The organism is Pseudomonas sp. LBUM1646, assembly GCF_059716165.1.
The window spans coordinates 2,321,210-2,344,705 of the sequence record NZ_CP166810.1; the positions used below are offsets into that span (position 1 = coordinate 2,321,210).

The window sequence follows — 23,496 nt, forward strand, 5'->3', positions numbered from 1 at the left end:
CGATCAGCAACTAATTTTTTCGCCATATAACGTGTCCAGTGGCCTCGCGGGCTACGGTGGAGCACCCATGAATCATCCAAATCGCAGTGTTTTACCGAACATGGTCAGTGAGTTGGCGACAACGTGCGCCTTGCTTAATTGTTTAATTAAAGAGTTCGCTTTGCCGGAAAACTGCCTCAGTTACAGTTGGCCGACGCAGATGCAAGGCATCGCCCCGGGCAGTTACCTCGAGGGCCTTGAATGGAAGGGCATTCCCCTGACCATCAACCTGCCCAACCAGCAGCAATTCTTTGTAATGGTGGATCGCCGTGACGGGCTCGGCAGTCATCGTTACCTGTCGGACGTCTATGCCCGGCGCGGTGAAGGCGATTGGTCGAGCCTGCGGTTTGCCGAGTTCGTCGAGCAGTTACTCGCCGCTTGCGAACACATGACCCGCGCCAGCAACGACGAGTTGCTCGATCAGGTGTTGCAGAGCCAGTTGTTGACTGCGGCCATCGTCGGCCACAACACCCCGATGGACGCGGATCCGCTCAGCGGCTACCTGGCCAGCGAGCAGGGCTTGTGGTTTGGTCATCCGAACCACCCGGCCCCCAAGGCGCGGCTGTGGCCCGCTCATCTGGCCCAGGAAACCTACGCCCCGGAATTCCAGGCACGCACGGCGATGCACTTGTTCGAGGTGCCGTTGGAAGGGTTGAACGTCGGTGCCAATGGCTTGAGCAAAGCCCAAGTGTTGGCCGGTTTTGCCGATCAGTCCCAGGCACGGCCAGGGCACGCGGTGATTTGCATGCACCCGGTGCAGGCGCAGTTGTTCATGCAGGATGGCCGGGTGCAGCGTCTGCTGAAAACCAAAGACATCGTCGATCTGGGTGCCACGGGGCTGATGGCCAATCCCACGGCCTCGATCCGCACCTGGTACATCGAAGGTCATGAGTTCTTTATCAAGGGCTCGCTGAACGTGCGCATCACCAATTGCGTCAGGAAAAACGCCTGGTACGAGTTGGAAAGCGCGCTGATGATCGACCGCATCTTCCGCAACCTGCAACTGACCCAGCCCGAGACCCTCGGCGGGTTGTCGGTGGTGGCCGAGCCGGGCCTGTTGAGCTGGGCGCCGCATACCGCCAGCGAAGCCGACAACCATTGGTTTCGCGAGCAGACCGGGGCGATTCTGCGCGAGAACTTCTGCCTCGATACCGGTACGGACTGCAGCATCATGGCCGGCACGTTGTTCGCCCGGGGCCTCCATTTGCGGCCGTTGGTGCACGAATTCCTTACCCGCTTCAACGGCAACGACATCGATGATCAACAGCTGTTGAGCTGGTTCGACGACTATCAGGCTCTGTTGCTGCGGCCAGTGCTGGCGCTGTTCTTCAATCACGGCATCGTCATGGAGCCGCATCTGCAAAACAGCGTGCTGGTGCACGACAACGGTCGTCCGCAACGCTTGCTGCTGCGGGATTTCGAAGGGGTGAAACTGACCGAGGAACTGGGTGCTTCGAAGATCGATTCCGACGTTCATCCGCGAGTGCGCGAGTCGCTTCTCTATTCCCGCCAGCAAGGCTGGAACCGCATCGTCTATTGCCTGTTCGTCAATAACTTGTCCGAAGCCGTGCTGGCGCTGAGCTGGGAGCGTCCGCACCTGGCGCCGCTGATGTGGCAACGGGTCGAGCAGCAATTGATCAGCATCCGCGCCGAATTGTGTCGCGCGGCGCCGGAGTTGGATGCGCTGATCGACGGTCAGCCGATTGCCTGCAAAACCAACCTCAAAGTGCGTTTGGCAGCCAAGGCTGATCGCCAGGCCGGCTACGTCACATTGGTGTCCCCATGGGGCAAGGAGGCCCGGCATGGATAAGCTGCCCGCCACGGTGTTGGCCGCCATCGACGAAGCCCGCACGCAGCACGAAGATCCACTGGCGCTGTTCGTCTATGACCTGGACGCGCTGAAACAGCACGTCACGCAAGTGATGGCCGCGCTGCCCAAAGGTGTGGAGCTTTACTACGCGATCAAGGCCAACAGCGAAGCGCAGATCCTCGCCACCGTCGCGCCGTTGGTGCACGGCTTCGAGATTTCCTCTGGCGGTGAGATCGATCGTCTCCAAACTTGCCCGACGCCCAAGCCGTTTATCTTCTCCGGCCCCGGCAAACTCGATTCCGATCTGCGTTCGGCTTTGCAACATCAGGTCGAAGCGATCCACATCGAGAGCCTGAATGAAATCGTCCGCCTGCAACGGCTGGCACTGGAAGCGGGACGGGTGCAGGACGTGTTGCTGCGCATCAACCCGGAACTGCCGTCGCCGCTGTCGAGCAAACTGGCAATGGCCGGCACCGCCACGCCGTTCGGGATTGACGAGTCAGAACTGGCGCAAGCGGTGAGCTGGGTCGATAACGCCAGCCATCTGCGGCTCAAGGGTTTCCATGTGCACGCGATGTCCCATCAGTCGCTGGTGGAACGCCACGAACAACTGCTCGACCTGTACCTGGAACGCTGGCCGCAATGGAAGGCGTTGTCGGCTAATCCAGCGACGATCACCCACCTCAATGTCGGCGGCGGCATTGGCGTGAATTACCTCGGCGCGGAGCAGTTCGATTGGCAGCGTTTGTGCGCGCATCTGGGGGAATCCCTGGCAGCGTGTGCCGATGCGCCGATCGTGCGGTTTGAGCCCGGTCGTTTCATCAGTGCTTATTGCGGTTACTACGCCATTGAAGTGCTGGACAGTAAAACCAGTCACGGCAAGCACTTCCTGGTCTGTCGCGGTGGCACCCATCAGTTCCGTTTGCCGGTGGCCCAAGGACACGATCACCCGGTCATTCATCTGCCTCGGCACCCCATCACATCGGGCGCAGTGGAGCAGAAGTGGACCGTAGTCGGGCAACTCTGCACGCCCAAGGATGTACTGAGTCGCGATTATCCACTGACTGGCGTTGAGGTCGGCGACATGCTGGTGCTGCCGCTCGCCGGGGCCTACGGCTACAACATCTCTCATGCCGATTTTCTCTGCCATCCGCGACCACCGCAGCTGTTTGTAGGAGGCGCATCTTGGGTTTGACGGTGGCCGCTCCGCGCTGGTTGGTGGTGGTCAATGTGCTGTTGGGCACGTTGACCGTCAGCCTCAACAACAGCTCGCTCAACCCGGCGTTGCCAGCGTTCATGACCGCCTTCGACATCGGGCCGGTGCTGGCGACGTGGATCGTCGCCGCGTTCATGGTGAGCATGGGCATGACCATGCCGCTGACCAGTTTTCTCAGCCAGCGGGTAGGGCGCAAGCGCTTGTACCTGTGGGGCGTGGCGTTGTTTGTCTGCGGCTCGCTGATGGGCGCTTTCGCCAACTCCATCGCGCTGGTGATTACCGCTCGCGTGGTGCAAGGCATTGCCAGCGGCCTGATGATTCCGTTGTCGCTGGCGATCATTTTTTCGGTGTACGCCAAAGACGAGCGCGGCCGGGTCACCGGTCTGTGGGGCGCGGCGGTGATGCTGGCGCCGGCGTTGGGGCCGTTGTGCGGCAGCCTGATGCTGGAGTGGTTCAGTTGGCGTTCGCTGTTCCTGATGAACGTGCCGATTGGCATCGTCGCGCTGATCCTTGGCGTGGCGGTGCTGCCGGCGTCTGAAGCGACCGAACGCAAACCGTTCGACCTGGCGGGTTACCTGCTGATTGCGGCGGGCATTGGCCTGTTGATGATCGCGGTCGGTCGCCTGCGCCACGCCGAAGCCCTGACCGATCCACTCAACCTCGGCATGTTGCTGACGGCCATCGTCTGTCTGGTCGCATTCGTGCGCCTGGAGCTGAACCGTACTTCGCCGCTGCTCAACCTGCGCATCTTTGCCCTGCGCGGTTATCGCCTGAGCGTGATCATCGCGGTGGTGCAGTCGGTCGGCATGTTTGAGTGCCTGGTGTTGTTGCCACTGCTGGTGCAGGTGGTGATGGGTTACAGCGCGATCTGGACCGGTCTGTCGCTGCTGTGCACGGCGGCGTTTGCCAGCCTGTTCGGCAATCTCGGCGGCCGCTGGCTGGATCGATATGGGCCACGGGGCGTGGTGTTCTGGGGACTGCTGATGACCGGTGCTGCGACGCTCGGCCTGGGCATGCTCGGCGCCGGCTCCTCCATCGCCATGGTGTTTTTCCTGATGATGGTTCGCGGCGCCGGGCTGGGTCTGTCGTACATCCCGATCACCACCGCCGGGCTCAATGCGTTGCCTGAACCGATGGTCACCCAGGGCGCGGCGATGAACAACATTTCCCGGCGCCTCGTGTCGTCACTGGCCATCGTCATCGCCTCGCTTTGGCTCGAATTTCGTCTGGGGGCGGGGGTTCATTCCGCAGGCAACTCTGAGGCAATCAGCGAAGTATTCATGGCCACCGGCATCCTCGTTTTGCTGGCGCTGCCCTGCGCCTGGCGTTTTCCCGTACACGCATCCGACGAGCCGGCCGAGGCACTGCCCTCGGCCCTCGAACACCGTTAATTCTTTAATCGATAGGTATGACAATGGCGACCTCTTCTCAGGCAACACCTCAGGCACCAGGCGTCTGGCTGGCGACCGCCGACACCCAACGCTATCAACAAGTGGAACAGCGAGTGGTCGGTCAATTGCTGCAAACCCTGCTGTATGAAAACGTTCTGCCGTACCGCCATTCACCGTTGAGTGGCAGCCAATACCGTTTTGTCGTCAGCGGCGTCGATGCGCAGCAACAGCCTGTGGAATATCACTGCACCGGTTTGCTCAGCGCCAGTTTCGAACTGATCCGCCTTGATTACTCCAGCCTTGAGCGCGTCGATGCCCAAGGCAAACACAGCCAACCGCACCTGCATCAAGCCCTGGCCGAATTGCTGAGCGATCTTCAGGACAGCCCGCACCTGCCACGCTTCACCCATGAACTGGAACAAACCCTGCTCAAGGACCTGCAATCGCGCAGCCAGGGTTATCAAGCCGCCCGACCTAGCCATCAGCTGGACGTCGATGCGCTGGAACAGCACTTCATGGACGCCCACAGCTATCACCCTTGCTACAAGTCGCGCATCGGTTTCTCGCTCAAGGACAACGCCAATTACGGACCAGAGTTCGCCACGCCAGTCGCCATCGTCTGGCTCGCCGTGGCGAAAACCTGCGGGGCGATGAACATCTCCCAGCAGCTGAACTACGACGACTTCATTCAGCAGGAATTCGGCCTCCAGCGCTGGCAGGAACTGGCGGAAAACCTCACCGATCAAGGCAAGTCGATGGGCGATTGCTGGCTGATGCCGGTGCACCCGTGGCAGTGGGAAAACGTCGTTGTTCCCGTGTTCTACCCGGAATTGGTCAGCGGTGAAATCATCCATCTGGGCACCACGGAGGATCGATATAAAGCGCAGCAGTCGATCCGCACCCTGGCCAACGTCACGGACAAACAGCGGCCTTACGTCAAGCTCGCACTGAGCATGACCAACACCTCCAGCACGCGCATTCTGGCCCGGCACACGGTGATGAACGGCCCGATCATCACCGACTGGCTGCACCAGTTGATCCGCAGCGACAGCACCGCCCGCGACCTTGGCTTTGTGATTCTCGGCGAGGTGGTCGGCGTCAGTTTTGCCTACGACCACCTGCCCGCCACGCGCATGTCCCAGGCCTACGGCACCCTGGGCACCCTGTGGCGCGAAAGCATTCATCAATACCTGGAAGCCGATGAGCAAGCGGTGCCGTTCAATGGCTTGAGCTCTGGGGACAATCGCTACGGCAGCGGTGAGCAGACGCCGTTTATCGACGCCTGGATCAAGCAATACGGCCTGCACGCCTGGACCCGCCAACTGTTGCAGGTCGCGGTGTCGCCGATCATTCACATGCTCTACGCCGAAGGCATCGGCATGGAATCCCACGGGCAAAACATCGTCCTCATCGTCAAGCAGGGCTGGCCGCAACGCATCGCCCTGAAAGACTTCCACGACGGTGTGCGCTATTCGCCGCAGCACCTCGGCCGCCCCGAATTGGCCCCGACCCTGGTACCGCTGCCTGCCAGCCACGCCAAGCTCAACCGCAACTCGTTCATCCTCACCGACGACGTGGATGCTGTGCGCGACTTCTCCTGTGATTCGTTCTTTTTCATCGCCCTGGCCGAGATGGCGATCTTCCTACATCAGCACTATCAACTGGCAGAAACCGAGTTCTGGCAGATGACCGCCGAGCTGATTACCAGCTACCAGTCTGAGCATCCGCAGCACCGCCCGCGTTATGACGCGTTTGATGTGTTCGCGCCGTTCTACGAAGTCGAAGAACTGACCAAGCGCCGCCTGCTGGGCGATGGCGAACGTCGTTTCAAATCGGTGCCGAATCCGCTGCATGCCTTCCGGCCGCAATCATGCTGAGGACCAATCTGCTCAAGCAGAAACTCAGCGCGGGCGCGCCGGCCTATGGCCTGATCAGCTCGATTCCGTCACCCGCGGCCATCGAGTTGATCGCCGAAGCCGGTTTCGATTTCGTGATCATCGACATGGAACACGTGCTGATCAATCCGCAAACCGTGGAGAACATGATCCGCACCGCCGAGAGCTATGCGCTCACGCCGCTGGTGCGAGTGGCGGACCTCAACCCGAAAACGATGCTGCGTCTGCTCGATGGCGGCGCCCAAGGCATCGTGTTGCCGATGATCGAAGGCCCCGAGCCTTTGGCCGAAAGCATCCGTGCCTGTAAATACCACCCGCTGGGCGGCCGCAGCCTGAACGCCGGGCGCCCCGGCGCGTTTGGCAAGCACAGCCTGGCGGAATACATCGGGCTGGCCAACGGGCAAATCATGATCGTGGCGATGATCGAGAGCGCCGAAGGCGTGCGACGTGCGGGGGAGATTGCTGCGGTGCCCGGCCTCGACATGATCCTCGAAGGCGCCGCCGATCTATCGCAATCGCTGGGAACGCCCTGGCAGATTGACCGGCCCGAAGTCCAGCAAGCGCTGCTCGCCAGTTGGCAGGCAGCGAGTGCGGCGGGCGTGCCGTACTGCGCGATTCCACGCCAACCGGGCGACCACGAACGCTGGTTGGGCCGGGGCGTTAAAAGTTTTGTTTTGGGTGACGAGCGTGGCATCGCTTTTCGCGCCCTCCAGGCCAAATTGGCCGCCACTTCAGCAGAAGGGAAATAATCCGATGAACTTCACCACAATGGCCGCCGACAGAGTGATGCAGGATCTGGTCGATTGTTTGCTGGCCGAACATTTTTTCGGGACTGAACCGCTGAGCCTGGTGGCGCCCGCAGCCGACCAGCCGTTTACCGGGTTGAGTGCCGAGCAGCGCATCTGGGAATGGCGCGAGTCGATCCTCGTGGCCTTGCGCCCTGGCATCACTCAGCAATGGGAAAAAGTGCCGGGCACGCCGGTATTGGGGCGCGAGAATGGTCAACTGGCTGAACTGGCCCCCGAAGCCTTCATGACCCAAGTGCTGGCGGGGATGACCGACCGCTATCAGGACAATGAAAAGGGCTTTGCGCTGTTCCTCGATGTGCTGCGCACCAGCGTGCGCCAGACCGAGTTGTCCCTGGCTCATCGGGTCGACAGCGAACGTCTGCTGGAAAAGAGCAACGGCGATTTCTTCCTGGCGATGGAGCAGTGGGCGTCGCTGCGTGATCGTCCTTACCACCCGCTGGCCAAAGCCAAGCAGGGTTTGAACGACGCGGAATATCAGCACTATCAGGCGGAATTTGCCCGGCCAGTAGCGCTGAACTGGGTCGCCATCGACCGCACGTTGCTGCAATGCGGCGACGGCGTGACCGACCTGGCGCAGCAAAGTCCCGCCGAGTATTTGTTGCCGTTCGCGTTACACGCCGGCCTGCAACACGAGATGCAGCAGCGGGGCATTTACGAAAGCCATATCGCGTTGCCGGTGCACCCGTGGCAGTTCGATCACGTGCTGCAAGCGCAACTCGGCGACGCCTTCGCCAAGGGTGACTGCCAGCGCCTGGACTTCAACGACGGTGACTTCTACGCCACCTCGTCGTTGCGCTCGATGACCCCGTGCTTCAACAGCGCCGACTACCTGAAGTTGCCAATGGCGATCTATTCCCTCGGCGCTTCGCGTTACCTGCCGGCGGTGAAAATGATCAACGGCGGTTTGAGTGAAAAGTTGCTGCGTCAGGGCTTGGAAAAAGACGAAACCCTGCAACAGAAACTGCACTTGTGCGATGAAACAAAGTGGTGGGCGTTCATGCCGCCGGACGCGACGCTGTTCGACGAAGCACCACGTCATCTGGCAGCCATGGTCCGTGGCTATCCGCCGGCGTTGCTGGAAGACCCGGACACCCGACTGGTGCCGATGGCCGCCCTCGGCACGCCGCTGCCCGGCAGCAATCAGCACTTTTTCGATGACTGGATGACCTACCGCCAACTGCCGGCCAATGCGGCCTCGGTGATGACCCTGTTCCGCGAGCTGTGCCACAGCTTCTTCGACATCAACCTGCGGATGTTCCGCATCGGCATGCTCGGGGAAATCCACGGGCAGAACGCGGTACTGGTGTGGAAGGACGGGTACGCCCAAGGCTTGCTGTTGCGCGATCACGATTCGCTGCGCATCTTCGTGCCATGGCTAGAGCGCAACGGCCTCGCCGATCCGGCGTACCGATTGAAGAAGGGCCACGCCAACACGCTGTATCACGAGCGTCCTGAAGACCTGTTGTTCTGGTTGCAGACCTTGGGTATCCAGGTCAATTTCCGCTCGATCATCGAAACGCTGGCGCTGGTTTACGCCTTGCCGGAACGCGGTTTGTGGACGGCAATGGGCGAAGTGTTGAATGAGTTGATTGACACCATCGACTTCGACACCGAAGCTCGGGCGATGATTAAACAGCAATTGTTCGAAGTACCCCACTGGCCACAGAAGCTACTGCTCACACCGATGATCGAGCGCGCGGGCGGCCCCGGCAGCATGCCGTTCGGCAAAGGCCAAGTGGTGAACCCTTTCCACCGGTTGAATAATGAAGCCTGAACCACGATGTCAGCCCTCCAGGCGCACGCTGTTGCGCCTGTCTTTGGGGGTGCTTGCACTCAGGTTTTCCATGCCTGTGTGGGCACAAACCGACGCCGCGCCGCTGCGGGTGATCACCCTGTTTCAGGGCGCCTCCGACAGCGCCGTGGCGTTGGGCGTTACGCCGTGCGGCATCGTCGACTCCTGGAGCGAAAAACCCACCTATCACTATTTGCGTTGGGCGCTGGATCAGGTGCCCCATGTCGGGCTGGAGACTCAGCCCAGCCTGGAGGACATCGCGCTGCTGAAACCGGACGTGATCATCGCCTCGCGCTTTCGCCATGAACGCATCGCCCCGTTGCTCAAGCAGATCGCCCCGGTAGTAATGCTGGATGAGGTCTTTGAGTTCAAAAAGACCTTGGCGCTGATGGGCATCGCCCTGTACCGCAAGCAGCAAGCCGATGAGTTGCTGGGCCAATGGCAACAGCGCGTGGCGCAACTGCGCCTGCAATTGCAGCAAAAGTTCGCCGGGCGCTGGCCGCCGACTGTGTCGATTCTCGATGTGCGCGAAGACCATATCCGCAGCTATTTACCGGCGAGTTTTCCAGGCTCGGTCATCAGCGAGTTGGGTTTCGACTGGAGTGAAGCCAGCCGGGCGGCGAGCGGGGTGTCGATCAAACTCACCAGCAAGGAAAGCCTGGCGGTGGTGAATGCCGATATTTTCTTCATCTTCTTGCGCGCGGAGAAAGCGGCAGTGCAGCGAAACTACGAAAGCCTGGTGCAGCATCCGCTGTGGCAGCAAATGCGCGCGCCGCAGCAAGGGCAAGTATGGCGGGTCGATGGCGTGGCCTGGAGCCTGTCCGGCGGCATGCTTGGCGCGAATCTGATGCTCGATGACGTTGCGCGTCTGGTCACCGCCTCATGAGCAACGGGTTGAAGATGTGGAGCGCGGGCGTTGTTTTGCTCCTGAGCTGCTTACTGAGCTTGGCAGTCGGGGCCACGTGGATTCCGTTGTCGCAGATTTTCGCCGCATTTGTGCATCCCGATCCGTTGAGCGTCAGCCATGTGCTGGTGACCACCACGCGGCTGTCGCGGACCTTGATGGCCATGGCCGTGGGCGCGAGCCTGGCGGTGGCCGGCGCGTTGATGCAGGCGCTGACGCGCAATCCGTTGGCGTCTCCCGGCCTGTTCGGGATCAACGCCGGGGCGACGTTTTTTATCATCCTCGGTTCCTCGCTGTTCTCCCTGGCGTCCCCTGATGCGTGGCTGTGGTGCGCGTTTATCGGCGCAGCGGTGGCGGGCACTCTGGTGTGGCTGATCGGCAACATGGGGCAGGGCAGTCTCAGCCCGTTGCGCATCGTATTGGCAGGCGCGGCCATGGCGGCGCTGTTTTCGGCGTTCAGCCAGGCGTTGCTGGTGGTCAATCAGGATGGGCTGGACACGGTGCTGTTCTGGCTCGCGGGGTCGCTGACCGAACGCAGCCTGTCAGTCGCCGCGCCGTTGCTGCTGTGTGGCGTGCTTGGATTGTTCGGGTCGATGTTGCTGGCGGGGCAGGTCAATGTGCTGAATGCTGGGGAAGAGATTGCCACCGGTCTCGGACAGCGAACGGGTTTGATCCGCTTGTTGATGGCTGTGCTGGTGGTGTGTCTGGCGGGCAGTGCGGTGGCGCTGGCGGGCAGCATTGGTTTTATCGGCTTGCTGGTGCCGCACATGGTGCGCAAGGGGCTGTCCATCGACCATCGCTGGTTGCTGCCGGGATGCGCGCTACTGGGCGCGATTGTTTTGTTGCTGGCGGACACCTTGTCGCGGGTGCTGATCCTGCCGCAAGAGGTGCCGGTGGGCGTGATGACGGCGCTGTTCGGTGCGCCGTTTTTCATCCTGCTGGCCCGGCGTGGAGGTCGTTATGGATAAGGTCCTGACCTGGCGCCGCAGCGGGTTTTCCCGGCGCATTAATGTCGCGACGTTGTGGCGTTTGCTGGCGGCGTTGATGGTGACCGCGTTGATCATGCTCGGCTCGCTGTCGTTGGGCAAAGTCATGCTCTCGCCGCTGGAAGTGCTGCGCATATTACTGTCGAACCAGGACGCCAGCCTGACGTTCATCGTCGAGCAACTGCGCTTTCCGCGCCTGCTGCTGGCGGCGCTGGTGGGGGCGGCGTTGTCGGTGTCGGGGCTGATCCTGCAAAGCATCATCCGCAACCCATTGGCCTCGCCGGACCTGCTGGGCATCACCAGCGGTGCCAGTGCGGCGGCGGTGTTGTATTTGTCGTTTTTCTCGGTGGCGCTGGGTCAACAGTATCTGCCGCTGGCGGCGATGCTCGGTGCGGGGCTGGCGGCATTGGCGATTTATCTGCTGGCCTGGAAGCAAGGGACTTCACCGCTGCGGCTGGTGTTGATCGGTGTCGGTATCTCCGCGATGTTGACCGCTGCCACTACATTCATTTTGGTGTTCAGCCCGCTGACCACAACCTTGTCAGCCTATGTCTGGCTGACCGGCAGCGTGTACGGTGCCAGTTGGCCGGAACCGCTGGCGCTGGGCAGTTGGTTGCTGGGCATTTGTCCGCTGCTGGTGTTCCTGGCGCGGCAGGTGATGGTGCAACAACTGGACGACAGCCTCGCCCAAGGGATCGGCGTGCGTGTGCAATGGTTGCGTGCTGGTTTGCTACTGGTCAGCGTGGCCCTGGCCGGTGCAGCGATTGCCTGGGGCGGGGCGATTGCCTTTGTCGGGTTGATTGCGCCGCACATTGCCAAGCGCCTGGTGGCGCCGGGTTTTGGTGGTCAAGCGGTGATGGCCGCGCTAGTCGGGGCCAACCTTGTGGTGCTGGCCGATCTCGCCGGGCGCACGCTGTTTTTGCCGCTGGACTTGCCCGCCGGGATTTTTGTTGCCGTGCTGGGCACACCCTTTTTTCTCTATCTGTTGATTAAACAACGTCATTAAGGAATTCAACGTATGACGTCGATTGCAAGTCGCGGCCTGACCCTGAGTTATCAGCGCCAGGTGATTATTGACGCGTTGGACATGCAACTGCCCCAAGGCAAGATTTCGGTATTGATCGGCAGCAACGGCTGCGGCAAAAGTACCTTGCTCAAATCCTTCGCCCGCCTGCTGAAACCGCAGCAGGGTTCGGTGATTCTCAACGGTGTGGATATCCAGCAAAAATCCACGGCGGCGGTGGCCCGGGAGTTGGCAATCTTGCCCCAGACCCCGAGCGCCCCGGAGGGGATTACCGTCCGGCAATTGGTGGCGTTGGGGCGCTACCCGTATCAGAGCTGGATGCAGCAGTGGTCGGCGGAAGACGAAGCCATGGTCAATCGCGCGCTGGCGCAAACCAGTCTGCTGGCCCTGGCGGATCGGCCGGTGGACGCGTTGTCCGGCGGACAGCGCCAGCGGGCGTGGATCGCCATGACGTTGGCCCAGGACACCGGCATCGTGCTGCTCGACGAACCGACCACGTTCCTTGACCTCGCGCACCAGATCGAAGTGCTGGACCTGCTGCGCGACCTCAACCGGCTCGAAAACAAAACCATCATCATGGTGCTGCACGACCTCAATTTGGCCTGCCGCTACGCCGATCACATGGTCGCGGTGCACAACCAGACCGCGTTTGCCCAGGGTCGCCCCGATGAGGTGTTGACCGAGGCGCTGGTCAAAACCGTGTTCGACCTCAATTGCCGGATCATTCCCGATCCGTTCTTCGGCACGCCGCTGTGCATTCCGTTTGGCCGGGAACTGCCGCAATGAATCTGGCCGGCCATTTCACCGAGTCTGAGTGGGCGGTGCTGTCCGGCGGGTTGCGGCTCAAGGACAGCGCTGAACGCGACCCGTTGCGTGCACTGATGGCCCGGGACTTGTTGCAGGAGGACGTGTGCGCGCAACTGCTGGATGCGTTGGGGCCGGTGATTGGCTCGCCGACTCGGGCGATTACCGCCTCACTGCTGGGCAAGCGTTTGTCGTTCCTGGCGACTGGCGCGTGTTTGTATGCGATGTCGGTGTACGACAAAGGGCTGTTGCTGTCGCTCGACAATACGGTGATCGAGTACGGCCACGATGACGGGTTGTGGACGTCGTCGATGCCGATTGGCCATTCCCTTCCGCTGACGTATGAAGCGGGCGAACGCGAGGCCTGGCGCGAAGCTCTAGTGCAGGCGTTGTTCGCCGGATTGCTGAAACCGCTGTGGCAAACCTTCAATAAAGTCACCGGCGTTTCCCGGCGCATCCTCTGGGAAAACACTGCGGTGCGCGTGTATTCGCTGTACGAAAAACGCATGGCGAAAATCGATGATCCAGTGATCCGTGAACGTTATGAAGCAGACTTCCAGTGGCTGCTGACCCAAGCCGAACCCGCGCTGTTCGGTCTCGATTACAACCCGCTGAGCCATTTCCGCCGGCCGCCGACGCTGGTGGATGAAGGGCAACGCAGCATTCGCTTTCGCCGAACCTGTTGCTTCTACTACCTGGCCACTGAGCCCGCTGAATACTGCTCGACCTGCCCATTGCTGCGTCCGGGGAAAAAATGCCGATGAGTTACCTGATTAGTCCCCGCCAGCAACTGATCAGTCCGGAGTTGCTCGAAAAATACCGATCCATCCCATCGTCCACCCTCGGCCACTTTTCCGACCACGGCTTCCTGCGCGGGATCAAACCGTTGTTCAACAACATTCGCATGCTCGGCAACGTGGTCACGGTCAAAGTCTTCCCGCCGGATGGCAGTGTTTTGCGTGAGGCGTTGTTGCTGAGCCAACCGGGCGACGTGCTGGTGATCGAATGCGTGGGCGATGCTGAGTGTGGTTGTTGGGGTGAGTTGCGAACGCTGGCCGGTTTGATCAAAGGCCTGGCCGGGGTGGTGGTGTCGGGCGCGGTCACCGATGTCAGCGCCTTGCGCCGTCATGGTTTGCCGGTGTTTTGCCGCGACGTCAGTGCGTATACCACTCGTGGAATTGGTGCCCAAGGGGAGGTCAATCAGCCGATCCAGATCGGCGAAGTTCGGGTTCAACCGGGAGACTTGGCCATCGGTGACGATGACGGCGTCTTCATCCTCGATGCCCAGCGCGCGGCGGAGCTTTTGCCGGAATTATTGGCCAAGGAAGAAACCGACCAACGCCGACGCGCGGAATTCCTGCAAAGACTCGACGCCCGCCAGACCTAAGGCTTGTTCATCGATCTATTGCAGCGCAATGCGGCAGTAATTTGATTCATTGGTCAGTTTTTTTGTAACTGGTTGTTTGCGGCAATCGCAGAAACCTATAAAGTTAACCTTTCGGTCAGCTTTGCACTGTCAACTACAGCCTTTTGCTTCGTTCAAAAGCGCTTCTGCAAGACTCGAGATCCCCAGAACATAACCAGAAGGGCGGACCCATAACCGCCCAGAGGATGATCCATGTCCAACCGTGAAATATCCCGGCGCTCGTTCCTTCAGGGCGGGCTGGTGGCGGGTGTGAGCGTGACGCTTACACCGCTCAGCACCCAGGCGCTGGCGGCCTTGATGGAAAACAGCGTGACCGTGCCGTCCGAGCAATGGCTCGGCAACAACGGCAAGGCGCGCTCGCGTAACGATGCCTTGTCCAAAGTCTGCGGCAGCAAAGTCTTTGCCCGCGACATCCGCGCCAAGGACATGCCGGGCTGGCCCCAGCAGCAGGGCCACGCCATGTTGCTGAAAATCACCAAGGCCGACCGCATCTACGCAGGTTACGACCTGTCGTGGCTCGGCGCCGACTTGCAGCCTGACCGCATTGTCACCGCCGCCGACCTGGACAAGGACGGCATTGTCTTCCCGGAAGAGCACGCGCCTGATCCGCTGCTGCCCGAAGGCAAAGTGCCGATGTTCATCGGTCACCCGGTGGCGATCCTGATCTGGAACGACTTCGAGCGTTTCCGTCAGGCCAAGGCCAAGCTCAAATTCAATGACAAAGCCATCCGCTACGGCGCCCAAGTGCCGTACTACGAAGGCGATCCCTACGGCAGCTTCCGCTACGTACGGGTCGGCGGCGCGACCTCGGCGGATGAAGATGAATTCGCCAGCCTCAAGGATTCGATCCTGTTCCCGATGCTGAAAAACCGTCGCCCGGTGTGGAATTCCCAGCCGGACCTGCACGGCAACCTGACCGAGCGCGGGCTGTTTTACGCCGACCGGATGAAGCAGCAAATCGACAGCCCGCCGGACAACTGGCTGGTGTTCGACGAGCGCTACAAAACCCCGTCGATCGAACCCGCTGCGATGGAGCCGGACAACGGCAACGGCTGGTACGACCCGGCCACCAAGACCTTGCATTTTGTCGTTGCGACCCAGTGCCCGCTGGAAGCCGCCACCGAGACCGCGAAGATGATCGCGCCGTCGCGGTTCGGCTTGGCCAACCTGAACATGCACCCTGGCTACACCGTCGGTTACGGTTCCAAAGACCACAACATCTTCGTCTACTACGCCGCGCTCGCCGCGTTGTACGGCGCCGGTGTGCCGGTGCGTCTGGCCAACGATCGCTACGAACAATTCCAGAGCGGCATCAAGCGTCACCCGTTCGATATCCGCTACCAATTGGCCGTGGACAAGACCGATCACAGCTTCAAGATTTTCCGCGCCGAGATGAACGTCGACGGCGGCGGACGGATCAACTACAGCCCTTCAGTGGCGGCGGTTGGCGCCACGGCGGCGCAGTCGATCTACTACATGCCGCAAAACGATTTGCAGGTTACGGCCTACCATTCCCGCGCCGTTGAAGCCGGGTCGATGCGCGGTTACGGCACTCTGCAAAGCATGGCCTCCACCGAGATGATGGTCGACGAAATCGCCGGTCGCCTCGGCATCGACGCCATCGACCTGCGCAAGAAAAACGCCATGCTCTCGGGCATGAAAAACACTCAGGGCGCGGTCCCGGCCGGTGCCTTGCGCCTGCACGAAATCCTCGACAAGGCCGCCGTCCACGAAGTCTGGAAAAACCGCGATCTGATCAAGCTGCAGCGCGAAGCCGCCGACCCGGATCACTGGTACGGCGTCGGTTTCGCCATCTGCCAGAAAGACTTCGGCACCGGTTCCGAAGCGCCGATGGCCAGCATCGAATTCACCGCTGAAGGGCACGTGACCCTGCGCCATATCGGCATCGAAATCGGCACCGGCATGTCCACTTCGCAAGCCCTGGTGGTGGCTGATTTCATCGGCATCCCGGCCACCGAAGTGAAGACCGGCGAAACCGAATGGAAAGAGTTGCAGCTGATCACTGGCGGCAACCCGTACATCATGAGCCAGGCCGAGCAGGACGGTTTCCTGCGTAACCCGCGTTGGGTCGGCAAGCTCGCCTCGGCCTCGTCGGCGACTAACTCCGCCTACTACTTCAGCCACGCCACCCGAGAAGCCTCCCGCGTGCTGTTCAACCACGGCTTGTGGCCAGCGGCGCTGCAGATCTGGGGTCAAGGTCCTTACGGCGGCCAGGCCAACCCGTACGTGGTGCGCCGTGAAGACTCGCATTGGGTCGACGGCAAACTCACCGCGAACGGCATGCAGCCGCTGAGCTTCGAGCAACTGGCGAAACACGCCCACGATAAGGGCCTGGTGACCGGCGCGACGGTGCACGGTTTCAACCGCTGGAGTTGGGCCGAAGCCGAGTTCAGCATCGACGGCGTCCGCGAACGTCTGCCGCTGGATGGCTTGGCCGTGAAGTACGGCGATGGCGCACCGAAAGCGAAGCTGGCGCAGATGACCAGCGCCGGTTTCCACCTGCTGGATCGCCAGAACGTGCACTACCCGGACACCCAGTTGAACAACGCGGCGGTGACTTACTACAGCCCGGTCGCGACGCTGGTGGAATTGAAAGTGAACAAGGGCTCCGCCGAAGTGCAAGTGCTCAACCATCACTCGTGGGTAGAGTGCGGTCGGGTGCTGGTGGAAGAACTGGTCAAGGGCCAACTCGAAGGCGGGATCGCCATGGGCATCGGCCATGCGCTGCTCGAAGAGATGCCGCTGTACGAAGGCGGGCCGGGGGAGGGTGACTGGAACTTCAACCGCTATCGCTTGCCGATGGCACGCCACGTTGCGGTGTGGAACCAGACCGCCGAGATCCTGCCGCCGCTGTCGCCGAGCGATCCATCCAAGGGCATTGCCGAAGTGGTGATGATCCCGGTGGTCGGCGCCATCGGTAACGCCGTGGCCCACGCCATCGGCAAACGGGTCCGCGACCTGCCTATCACTTCTGCACGCATCAAGGAGGCCCTCAATGGCTAACCGTCCGCTTCAACTGACCCTCAACGGTCAATCCGTCGGCCCGGTGGACATCCCTGATGACCTGCCGATGATCGACTACCTGCACGAATACAAAAACCTCACCGGCTCGCGCCTCGGCTGCGGCCAGGGTATCTGCCACGCCTGCGTGGTGATCGTCGATAACCCGGACGGCACCAGCGAAGAAGTACGCACCTGCATCACTGGCGCGCACTACTTCGAAGGCAAGAAAGTGCGGACCATCGAAGGCCACGCGACCCGCGATGAGCAGGGCAAGGTCACCGAACTGAACCCGATCCAACAGCGTTTCGTCGATGAATTCGCTTTCCAGTGCAGCTACTGCGCGCCAGGTTTTGTGAATGCCGCGACCGTGTTGGTGGAAAAACTCCAGCGTCAGCCGATCGTCAAAAGTCAGCTGGAAAAAGTCATCGAGGACAGCCTCGGCCACCATATCTGCCGCTGCACCGGCTACGTGCGTTATTACAGCGCGACGCGCAACGTGCTGACCGATCTCGGCCTGGTCAAGGAGGGTTAAGCATGAAGCATTTACTGTCCCGCCTGGCGTTGGCGGTTGGTCTGGCTGCGCCGGTGTTGCTGGCTCACGCGGATGATCAGGTGAAGCGCGGCGAATACCTCGCCCGCGCCGCCGACTGCATGGCTTGCCACACTGCACCGGGCGGCGCGCCTTATGCGGGCGGTCTGCCAATCGTCTCGCCATTCGGCACGATCTACGGCACCAACATCACCCCGAGCAAAGAGCACGGGATTGGTTTGTACAACGATGACGAATTCTTCGCCGCGCTCACTAAAGGCAAACGCCGGGATGGCGCGAACCTGTACCCGGCGATGCCCTACACTTCGTATCACCTGATGCCGCGCGAAGATTCTGATGCGATTCATGCGTATCTGAAAACCGTCGAGCCGATCGAGCGCGCAGCACCGGTCACTAGCCTGAGCTTCCCGTTCAACGTGCGCCTGGGTTTGATGGGCTGGAACATGCTCTACGGCAAGGACGTGAAACTCGCGCCCACCGAAGGCAAAAGCGAAACCTTCAAGCGCGGCGAGTACATGGTCGAAGTGCTCGGTCACTGCGGCGAATGCCACACCCCGCGCGGTTTGCCCGGTGCGATGCAACAGGATAAACGCCTGACCGGCGGCCTGCTCAACGGCTATCTGGCGCCAAGCCTGCTGGCCACTGACTTGGCCGCGCGCGGCTGGAATCATCAGGACCTGAGCACCTTCCTCAAGCACGGCATGAGCGCCCAGGGCACGATGTTCAACGAGATGTTTCCGGTGTTCCACAACAGCACCCAAGGCCTCAATGACCCGGACCTGGCGGCGATGGCCACTTATCTGCTGGGCGATCCAGCCCCGGCGGCCAAAGTGCTGACCGAGGTGCCGCTGGAAAAAATGAGCCCCAGCGCCCAACGCGGTCGTCAGGACTACCTGAACGTCTGCGCCGGTTGCCACGCGCCAAACGGCGAGGGCAAGCCGCACATCGCCGTGGCCATGCGCGGCAACACCACGTTGCGCCTGGAAGACCCGCGCAACCTGTTGCGGGTGATCGAGGACGGCATCGGCGAGCAGAAATTCGCCGGGTTCGAACGCATGCAACCGATGCCGGGGTTTGCCGACAAACTCAGCCATGAGCAACTGACCGATCTGCTGAATTACCTGCGTCAGGGTTGGGGCGGTCAGTCGAGCGAGTTGGCGGTGAGCGATGTGCAGAAGCTGCAAGCGGACGCCCCACCGGCTGAGCACAAGGCGCACTGACATGCAGCATCTCGATCTGCAAGTGGTGCGCCGGGCGCTGGAGTGGTCTTGCGCCGGTCAGCGGGTGTGGTTGTGCACGGTGCTGGCCACTTACGGCTCGGCACCGCGTGCGCCGGGCTCGCTGCTGGCGGTGAACGCTGAGGGGCAGTGGATCGGCTCGCTGTCCGGCGGTTGCGTCGAGGAGGATTTCCTTGAACGTGTTGCTGAAGGCGCGTTTGAGGAGGCGGTCAGCGTCGTGCGTTATGGCGAAGGCGATGACCCACGTTCCCGAGTGAGCCTGCCCTGCGGCGGCGTACTCGATGTGCTGGTGGAGAAGCTTGAATCGGATTGCGAGGTTCAGGCGCATTTGCGCGAGCTGGAGTCGGCGCTGTTGGGTCAGCGCCGGTTGATCCGCGAGGTCGATCTGGCCAGCGGCGCACGCAGTGCCTTTGCCGACAGCGAGCAGGGTGCGCGCATCGAGCGTGAGATTGACCGGGTGCGCGTGCGGATCGGCGCGGCTCAGCGGTTGCTGCTGGCCGGGTATTCCAGCGTCGCCCAGGCCTGCGCGGAGTTTGCCGTGGGTTTGGGGTTTGAGGTGATTCTGTGCGACCCCCGGGACGAAGTGCTGGAAGGCGTGGTGCTGGAAGGCGTCGAGATTCGTCGCCAACTGCCGTCGGTGTTTATCGCCGATGGCGGCTGTCACAGCGATACGGCGGTTGTTGCGTTGACCCACGATCCACGGATTGATGACCTGGCAATGATGGAAGCGGTGCGCACCGACGCGTTTTACATCGGCGTGATGGGGTCGATGCAGACATCGCAAAAGCGCTTCGAGCGGTTGCGCAGGATTGGTGGGTTGGGGGATGCGGAATTGGCGCGGATACATGCGCCGATTGGGTTGAACCTGGGTAGCAAGACCCCGGCGGAAATCGCCCTTGCAGTATTGGCCGACATCCTGCGAATCCGCAGCGGCATCCCGCGGGATCGGCTTTAAAATCAAAAGATCGCAGCCTTCGGCAGCGCCTACAGGGGAGTGCGTTCGGCGTAGGAGCTGCCGAAGGCTGCGATCTTTTGGCTACATCCCCAATGAATTGGCCTTCAAAAAATCGATAAACGCCCGCAACTTCTTCGGCGTGTTATTGCGCTCAAAGTAATACAGGTAAAGCGTGCTGGTCGGCACCCAGTCTTCCAGAACGGACACCAACTCCCCGCTATCCAAGTGCGCGGCAATCGGCGCATGGGACAAGTACGCAAACCCAAAACCATCCAGCGCCGCCCGTAACAGCAAATCGCTATCATTGGTCGCCAGCCGTCCCTTGACCGCAATCCGCGTGTGCTTGCCGTCCTTTTCAAAATCCCAACGGGGCAGGGCGCCTGACGCGGCGCTGCGATAATTCAGGCATTCATGCTGCAACAAATCCTGCGGCTGCTGAGGAAGCGTCCGGCACTCCAGGTACTCCGGCGACGCCACCACCGCAAAGCGCATGTCCGTCAGGATCGGCACCACCACCATGTCTTGGGCCAGCACATCGTCGTAACGAATGCCGGCGTCGAAACCCTGAGTAACGATATCAATCAGGCTGTTGTCCACCGCGACTTCAAGGTTGATCCCCGGATGCGCCGACAAAAAACGGCGCAACAGCGGTTGCAGGATCAGCCGACTGGCGCTTGATGGAATGCTCAGGCGCAACGTCCCGGCCACCTCATCACCCGCCGCCGAAGCGCTGCGCAATGCCAGCCCCAGATCCTCCATCAACGGCGCGATCCTGGCGATCAACTGCTCACCCGCTTCCGTAACATTGACGCTGCGAGTGGTCCGGTTCAGCAATCGCAGCCCCAGCTGTTTCTCCAGTTCGCGCACGGCATGGCTGACCGTGGACACCGATAACCCCGTGGCATCGGCGGCGCTGGTGAAGCTTTTCGCCTGGGCAACCTGCATGAACAACCGCAACTGTTGAAAATCCGGATCTTTCATTGTGTGGTTGTTCCGAAAAGGGCTTGCGGATTATGGCCCTTTTTAGCAAAGCCAGGCGTGTCCATACTCGATCCCATGGCTCGCACGAGCGGGCAGTTACCTGGAGGAAGATCCGCATGACTGCATCGACAAGCAAACCGGTCTGGTTCATCACTGGCTGTTCAACAGGTTTCGGCCGTCAACTGGCCTTGCACACCCTCAGCCTCGGCTACCCGACCGTAGTCACCGCGCGTAACCCGGCGCAGGTCGAAGACATCGTCAAAGGTCACGAAGACATCGCTCTGGTATTGACGCTGGACGTCACGGACCCGGCGCAGATCAACGCTGCCGTTGAAGCCGCTCAGGCACGTTTCGGCCGCATCGATGTGTTGGTGAACAACGCAGGGGTTGGCTACTTCGGCTCGTTCGAAGAAAGCGATCTGGAACAAGTGCGCAACATGATGGAAATCAATGTCTGGGGCCTGGCGCAAATGACCCGCGCCGTGCTGCCGGGCATGCGCCAGCAGCGTAGCGGCTCGGTGGTGAATATCTCCTCGGTCGGCGGGATTGTTGCGTTCCCGGCGGTGAGTTTCTACCACGCCACCAAGTTTGCGGTGGAAGGGATGTCCGAGTCCCTGGCCCAGGAAGTTGCGCCGCTGGGCATCAAGGTGTTGATCGTCGAGCCCAGCGGTTTCCGTACCGATTGGGCGGGGCGTTCGGCCAACGAGGCGAGCCGGACCATCAGCGATTACGATGAAACGGCTGGCAAGCGCATGGACATGATCCGTGGCTACAACGGCAAACAGCCGGGTGATCCGGTCCGTGCGGCGGTGGCCATCGTCAATGCGGTCGAATCTGAAAACCCGCCGTTGCGCCTGCTATTGGGCAAAGCCGCACTGGCGGGTGGGCGCGGCAAAATCGAAGCCCTGCGCAAGGACTTCGAAGGCTGGGCGGATGTCAGTGAAGGCGCAGACTTCCCAAGCTGATAGCCACGACACTAAACAAAATGTGTGAGCAACCCCAAGCTCTGTAGCAGCTGTCGAGCCCCAGCGAGGCTGCGTTCGGCTGCGCAGCAGTCGTCAAACCTGAGCGCGCGGATATCCTGAAACACCGCGTCGCCTGATTTTACGACTGCTGCGCAGCCGAACGCAGCCTCGCTGGGGCTCGACAGCTGCTACAGAGCCGAACGCAGCCTCGCCGGGGCTCGACAGCTGCTACAGAGCCGAACGCAGCCTCGCCGGGGCTTGACAGCTGCTACAGAGCGGAAACAGGCGCTCAGTACCCAAACTTATCCCGCAATCCGTAATACCAGGCCCCCAATGCCGCAAACGGCGTACGCAGCAATTGCCCACCCGGAAACGGGTAATGCGGCAAATCCGCAAACGCATCAAAGCGCTCAGCCTGCCCGCGCAACGCCTCGGCCAGCACTTTGCCCGCCAGATGCGTGTACGTCACACCATGCCCGCTGCAACCCTGGGAATAGTAAATGTTGTCCCCCAGCCGTCCGACCTGCGGCAGACGCGACAGGGTCAGCAGGAAGTTTCCGGTCCAGGCGTAATCGATCTTCACGTCTTTCAACTGCGGAAACGCCTTGAGCATCTTCGGCCGAATAATCGCCTCGATATTCGCCGGATCCCGCGCGCCATACACCACGCCACCGCCGAAGACCAAACGCTTGTCGCCGGTCAGACGGTAATAATCGAGCAAGTAATTGCAGTCCTCGACACAGTAATCTTGCGGCAACAGCGCCTTGGCCAACGCATCGCCCAACGGCTCGGTGGTGATCACCTGCGTCCCGCACGGCATCGACTTCGCTGCCAACTCCGGCACCAGATTGCCGAGATACGCGTTGCCCGCCACGATGATGAACTTGGCCCGAACCTTACCCTGCGGCGTATGCACCACCGGATTCGCCCCGCGCTCAATGCGCACCGCCGGCGACTGCTCATAAATAGTGCCGCCCAACGACTCCACGGCCGCCGCTTCACCCAGCGCCAAGTTCAACGGATGAATATGCCCGCCGCTCATATCGAGCATGCCGCCGACATACTGATCGCAGGCCACCACTTCACGAATGCGCTTCTGATCCAGCAACTCAAGCTGCGTATGCCCGAACCGCTCCCACAGACGCTTCTGCGATTCCAGATGCCCCATCTGCTTGGCCGTGATCGCGGCGAACACACCACCGTCCTTCAAATCGCACTGGATATTATATTTGGCGACCCGCTCACGAATAATCCGCCCACCCTCAAACGCCATCTGCCCCAGCAACTGCGCCTGCTTGGGCCCGACACTGCGCTCGATCACATCAATGTCGCGGCTATAACTGTTAACGATCTGCCCACCGTTGCGCCCCGACGCGCCAAACCCGACCTTGGCCGCCTCAAGCACCGTGACCTTAAAACCGTTCTCCAGCAAAAACAGGGCAGAGGACAACCCGGTATAACCGGCGCCAATCACACAGACATCAGTCTCTACGTCATCCTGCAAAGCCGGGCGCGGCGGCACCGCATTGGCCGATGCAGCGTAATAGGACTCGGGGTAGGGGGTGTTCGCCATCCTGCAGCCTCTGTTTAATATATTTTACGAGTCCGCCGATCCTATCCGAGTTAAAAAACCGCCGCCAGCCACCGGAAAATCTCCGTCGCAGCAGCAAAATTAAATATTTTGCAT

The 23,496-nt window shown here is 61.1% G+C and carries 19 protein-coding genes; 17 read left to right on the forward strand and 2 right to left on the reverse strand.

Annotated features, from left to right (window positions below; all coding sequences use genetic code 11):
- Positions 1-67 precede the first annotated feature (67 nt).
- The 16 genes from ACA071_RS10430 to ACA071_RS10505 all read left to right on the forward strand — a co-directional run bounded on the left by ACA071_RS10430 (position 68) and on the right by ACA071_RS10505 (position 19,863).
- Entirely contained in the window at positions 68-1,849 is a 1,782-nt protein-coding gene (locus ACA071_RS10430; RefSeq protein WP_497644227.1) for an IucA/IucC family protein, read from the forward strand.
- The gene (locus tag ACA071_RS10435) at positions 1,842-3,044 is read left to right on the forward strand and encodes a type III PLP-dependent enzyme (RefSeq protein ID WP_497644228.1); all 1,203 of its coding nucleotides are present in this window, start codon (positions 1,842-1,844) and stop codon (positions 3,042-3,044) included. The genes ACA071_RS10430 and ACA071_RS10435 overlap by 8 nt, the downstream gene beginning before the upstream one ends.
- Positions 3,041-4,456, forward strand: a complete 1,416-nt coding sequence (locus ACA071_RS10440) for a DHA2 family efflux MFS transporter permease subunit (protein WP_497645286.1) — start codon at positions 3,041-3,043, stop codon at positions 4,454-4,456. Before ACA071_RS10435 ends, ACA071_RS10440 begins: the two co-directional genes overlap by 4 nt.
- Before the next feature lie 17 nt (positions 4,457-4,473).
- The gene (locus tag ACA071_RS10445) at positions 4,474-6,333 is read left to right on the forward strand and encodes an IucA/IucC family protein (protein WP_497644229.1); all 1,860 of its coding nucleotides are present in this window, start codon (positions 4,474-4,476) and stop codon (positions 6,331-6,333) included.
- Positions 6,327-7,100 carry an HpcH/HpaI aldolase family protein gene (locus tag ACA071_RS10450; RefSeq protein ID WP_497644230.1) on the forward strand — a complete coding sequence of 258 codons (774 nt, stop codon included), beginning with the start codon at positions 6,327-6,329 and terminating at the stop codon, positions 7,098-7,100. The genes ACA071_RS10445 and ACA071_RS10450 overlap by 7 nt, the downstream gene beginning before the upstream one ends.
- Positions 7,101-7,104: 4 nt before the next feature.
- On the forward strand, positions 7,105-8,934 hold the full coding sequence (locus ACA071_RS10455; protein WP_497644231.1) for an IucA/IucC family protein: 1,830 nt from the start codon (positions 7,105-7,107) through the stop codon (positions 8,932-8,934).
- Positions 8,924-9,838, forward strand: coding sequence for an ABC transporter substrate-binding protein (locus ACA071_RS10460; RefSeq protein ID WP_497644232.1), 915 nt, complete (start codon positions 8,924-8,926; stop codon positions 9,836-9,838). The genes ACA071_RS10455 and ACA071_RS10460 overlap by 11 nt, the downstream gene beginning before the upstream one ends.
- Positions 9,835-10,824 carry a FecCD family ABC transporter permease gene (locus ACA071_RS10465; RefSeq protein WP_497644233.1) on the forward strand — a complete coding sequence of 330 codons (990 nt, stop codon included), beginning with the start codon at positions 9,835-9,837 and terminating at the stop codon, positions 10,822-10,824. The genes ACA071_RS10460 and ACA071_RS10465 overlap by 4 nt, the downstream gene beginning before the upstream one ends.
- Positions 10,817-11,848 (forward strand): FecCD family ABC transporter permease, encoded by a 1,032-nt coding sequence (locus tag ACA071_RS10470; RefSeq protein WP_497644234.1) that lies wholly within the window; start codon positions 10,817-10,819, stop codon positions 11,846-11,848. Before ACA071_RS10465 ends, ACA071_RS10470 begins: the two co-directional genes overlap by 8 nt.
- Before the next feature lie 12 nt (positions 11,849-11,860).
- Complete coding sequence (locus ACA071_RS10475) at positions 11,861-12,652, forward strand: ABC transporter ATP-binding protein (RefSeq protein WP_054615494.1); 792 nt, start codon at positions 11,861-11,863, stop codon at positions 12,650-12,652.
- Positions 12,649-13,434 carry an IucA/IucC family C-terminal-domain containing protein gene (locus ACA071_RS10480; protein ID WP_497644235.1) on the forward strand — a complete coding sequence of 262 codons (786 nt, stop codon included), beginning with the start codon at positions 12,649-12,651 and terminating at the stop codon, positions 13,432-13,434. The genes ACA071_RS10475 and ACA071_RS10480 overlap by 4 nt, the downstream gene beginning before the upstream one ends.
- On the forward strand, positions 13,425-14,057 hold the full coding sequence (locus ACA071_RS10485; RefSeq protein WP_497644236.1) for an RraA family protein: 633 nt from the start codon (positions 13,425-13,427) through the stop codon (positions 14,055-14,057). Before ACA071_RS10480 ends, ACA071_RS10485 begins: the two co-directional genes overlap by 10 nt.
- A 231-nt stretch (positions 14,058-14,288) precedes the next feature.
- Positions 14,289-17,120, forward strand: coding sequence for a xanthine dehydrogenase family protein molybdopterin-binding subunit (locus ACA071_RS10490; protein WP_497644237.1), 2,832 nt, complete (start codon positions 14,289-14,291; stop codon positions 17,118-17,120).
- Complete coding sequence (locus ACA071_RS10495) at positions 17,113-17,652, forward strand: (2Fe-2S)-binding protein (RefSeq protein ID WP_007982256.1); 540 nt, start codon at positions 17,113-17,115, stop codon at positions 17,650-17,652. The genes ACA071_RS10490 and ACA071_RS10495 overlap by 8 nt, the downstream gene beginning before the upstream one ends.
- 2 nt (positions 17,653-17,654) lie before the next feature.
- Positions 17,655-18,890 carry a c-type cytochrome gene (locus ACA071_RS10500; RefSeq protein WP_497644238.1) on the forward strand — a complete coding sequence of 412 codons (1,236 nt, stop codon included), beginning with the start codon at positions 17,655-17,657 and terminating at the stop codon, positions 18,888-18,890.
- 1 nt (position 18,891) lies between these two features.
- Positions 18,892-19,863 (forward strand): XdhC family protein, encoded by a 972-nt coding sequence (locus ACA071_RS10505; RefSeq protein WP_497644239.1) that lies wholly within the window; start codon positions 18,892-18,894, stop codon positions 19,861-19,863.
- Positions 19,864-19,944: 81 nt separating this feature from the next.
- Here the strand turns inward: ACA071_RS10505 and ACA071_RS10510 are convergent, their stop codons facing one another.
- Positions 19,945-20,844, reverse strand: coding sequence for a LysR family transcriptional regulator (locus ACA071_RS10510; RefSeq protein WP_497644240.1), 900 nt, complete (start codon positions 20,842-20,844; stop codon positions 19,945-19,947).
- A gap of 116 nt (positions 20,845-20,960) precedes the next feature.
- Between ACA071_RS10510 and ACA071_RS10515 the strand changes: the two genes are divergently transcribed.
- On the forward strand, positions 20,961-21,809 hold the full coding sequence (locus ACA071_RS10515) for an oxidoreductase (RefSeq protein ID WP_497644241.1): 849 nt from the start codon (positions 20,961-20,963) through the stop codon (positions 21,807-21,809).
- A gap of 289 nt (positions 21,810-22,098) precedes the next feature.
- On the opposite strand, the gene ACA071_RS10520 is transcribed toward ACA071_RS10515, so the two are convergent.
- Positions 22,099-23,382 (reverse strand): NAD(P)/FAD-dependent oxidoreductase, encoded by a 1,284-nt coding sequence (locus ACA071_RS10520; protein WP_497644242.1) that lies wholly within the window; start codon positions 23,380-23,382, stop codon positions 22,099-22,101.
- Positions 23,383-23,496 lie beyond the last annotated feature (114 nt).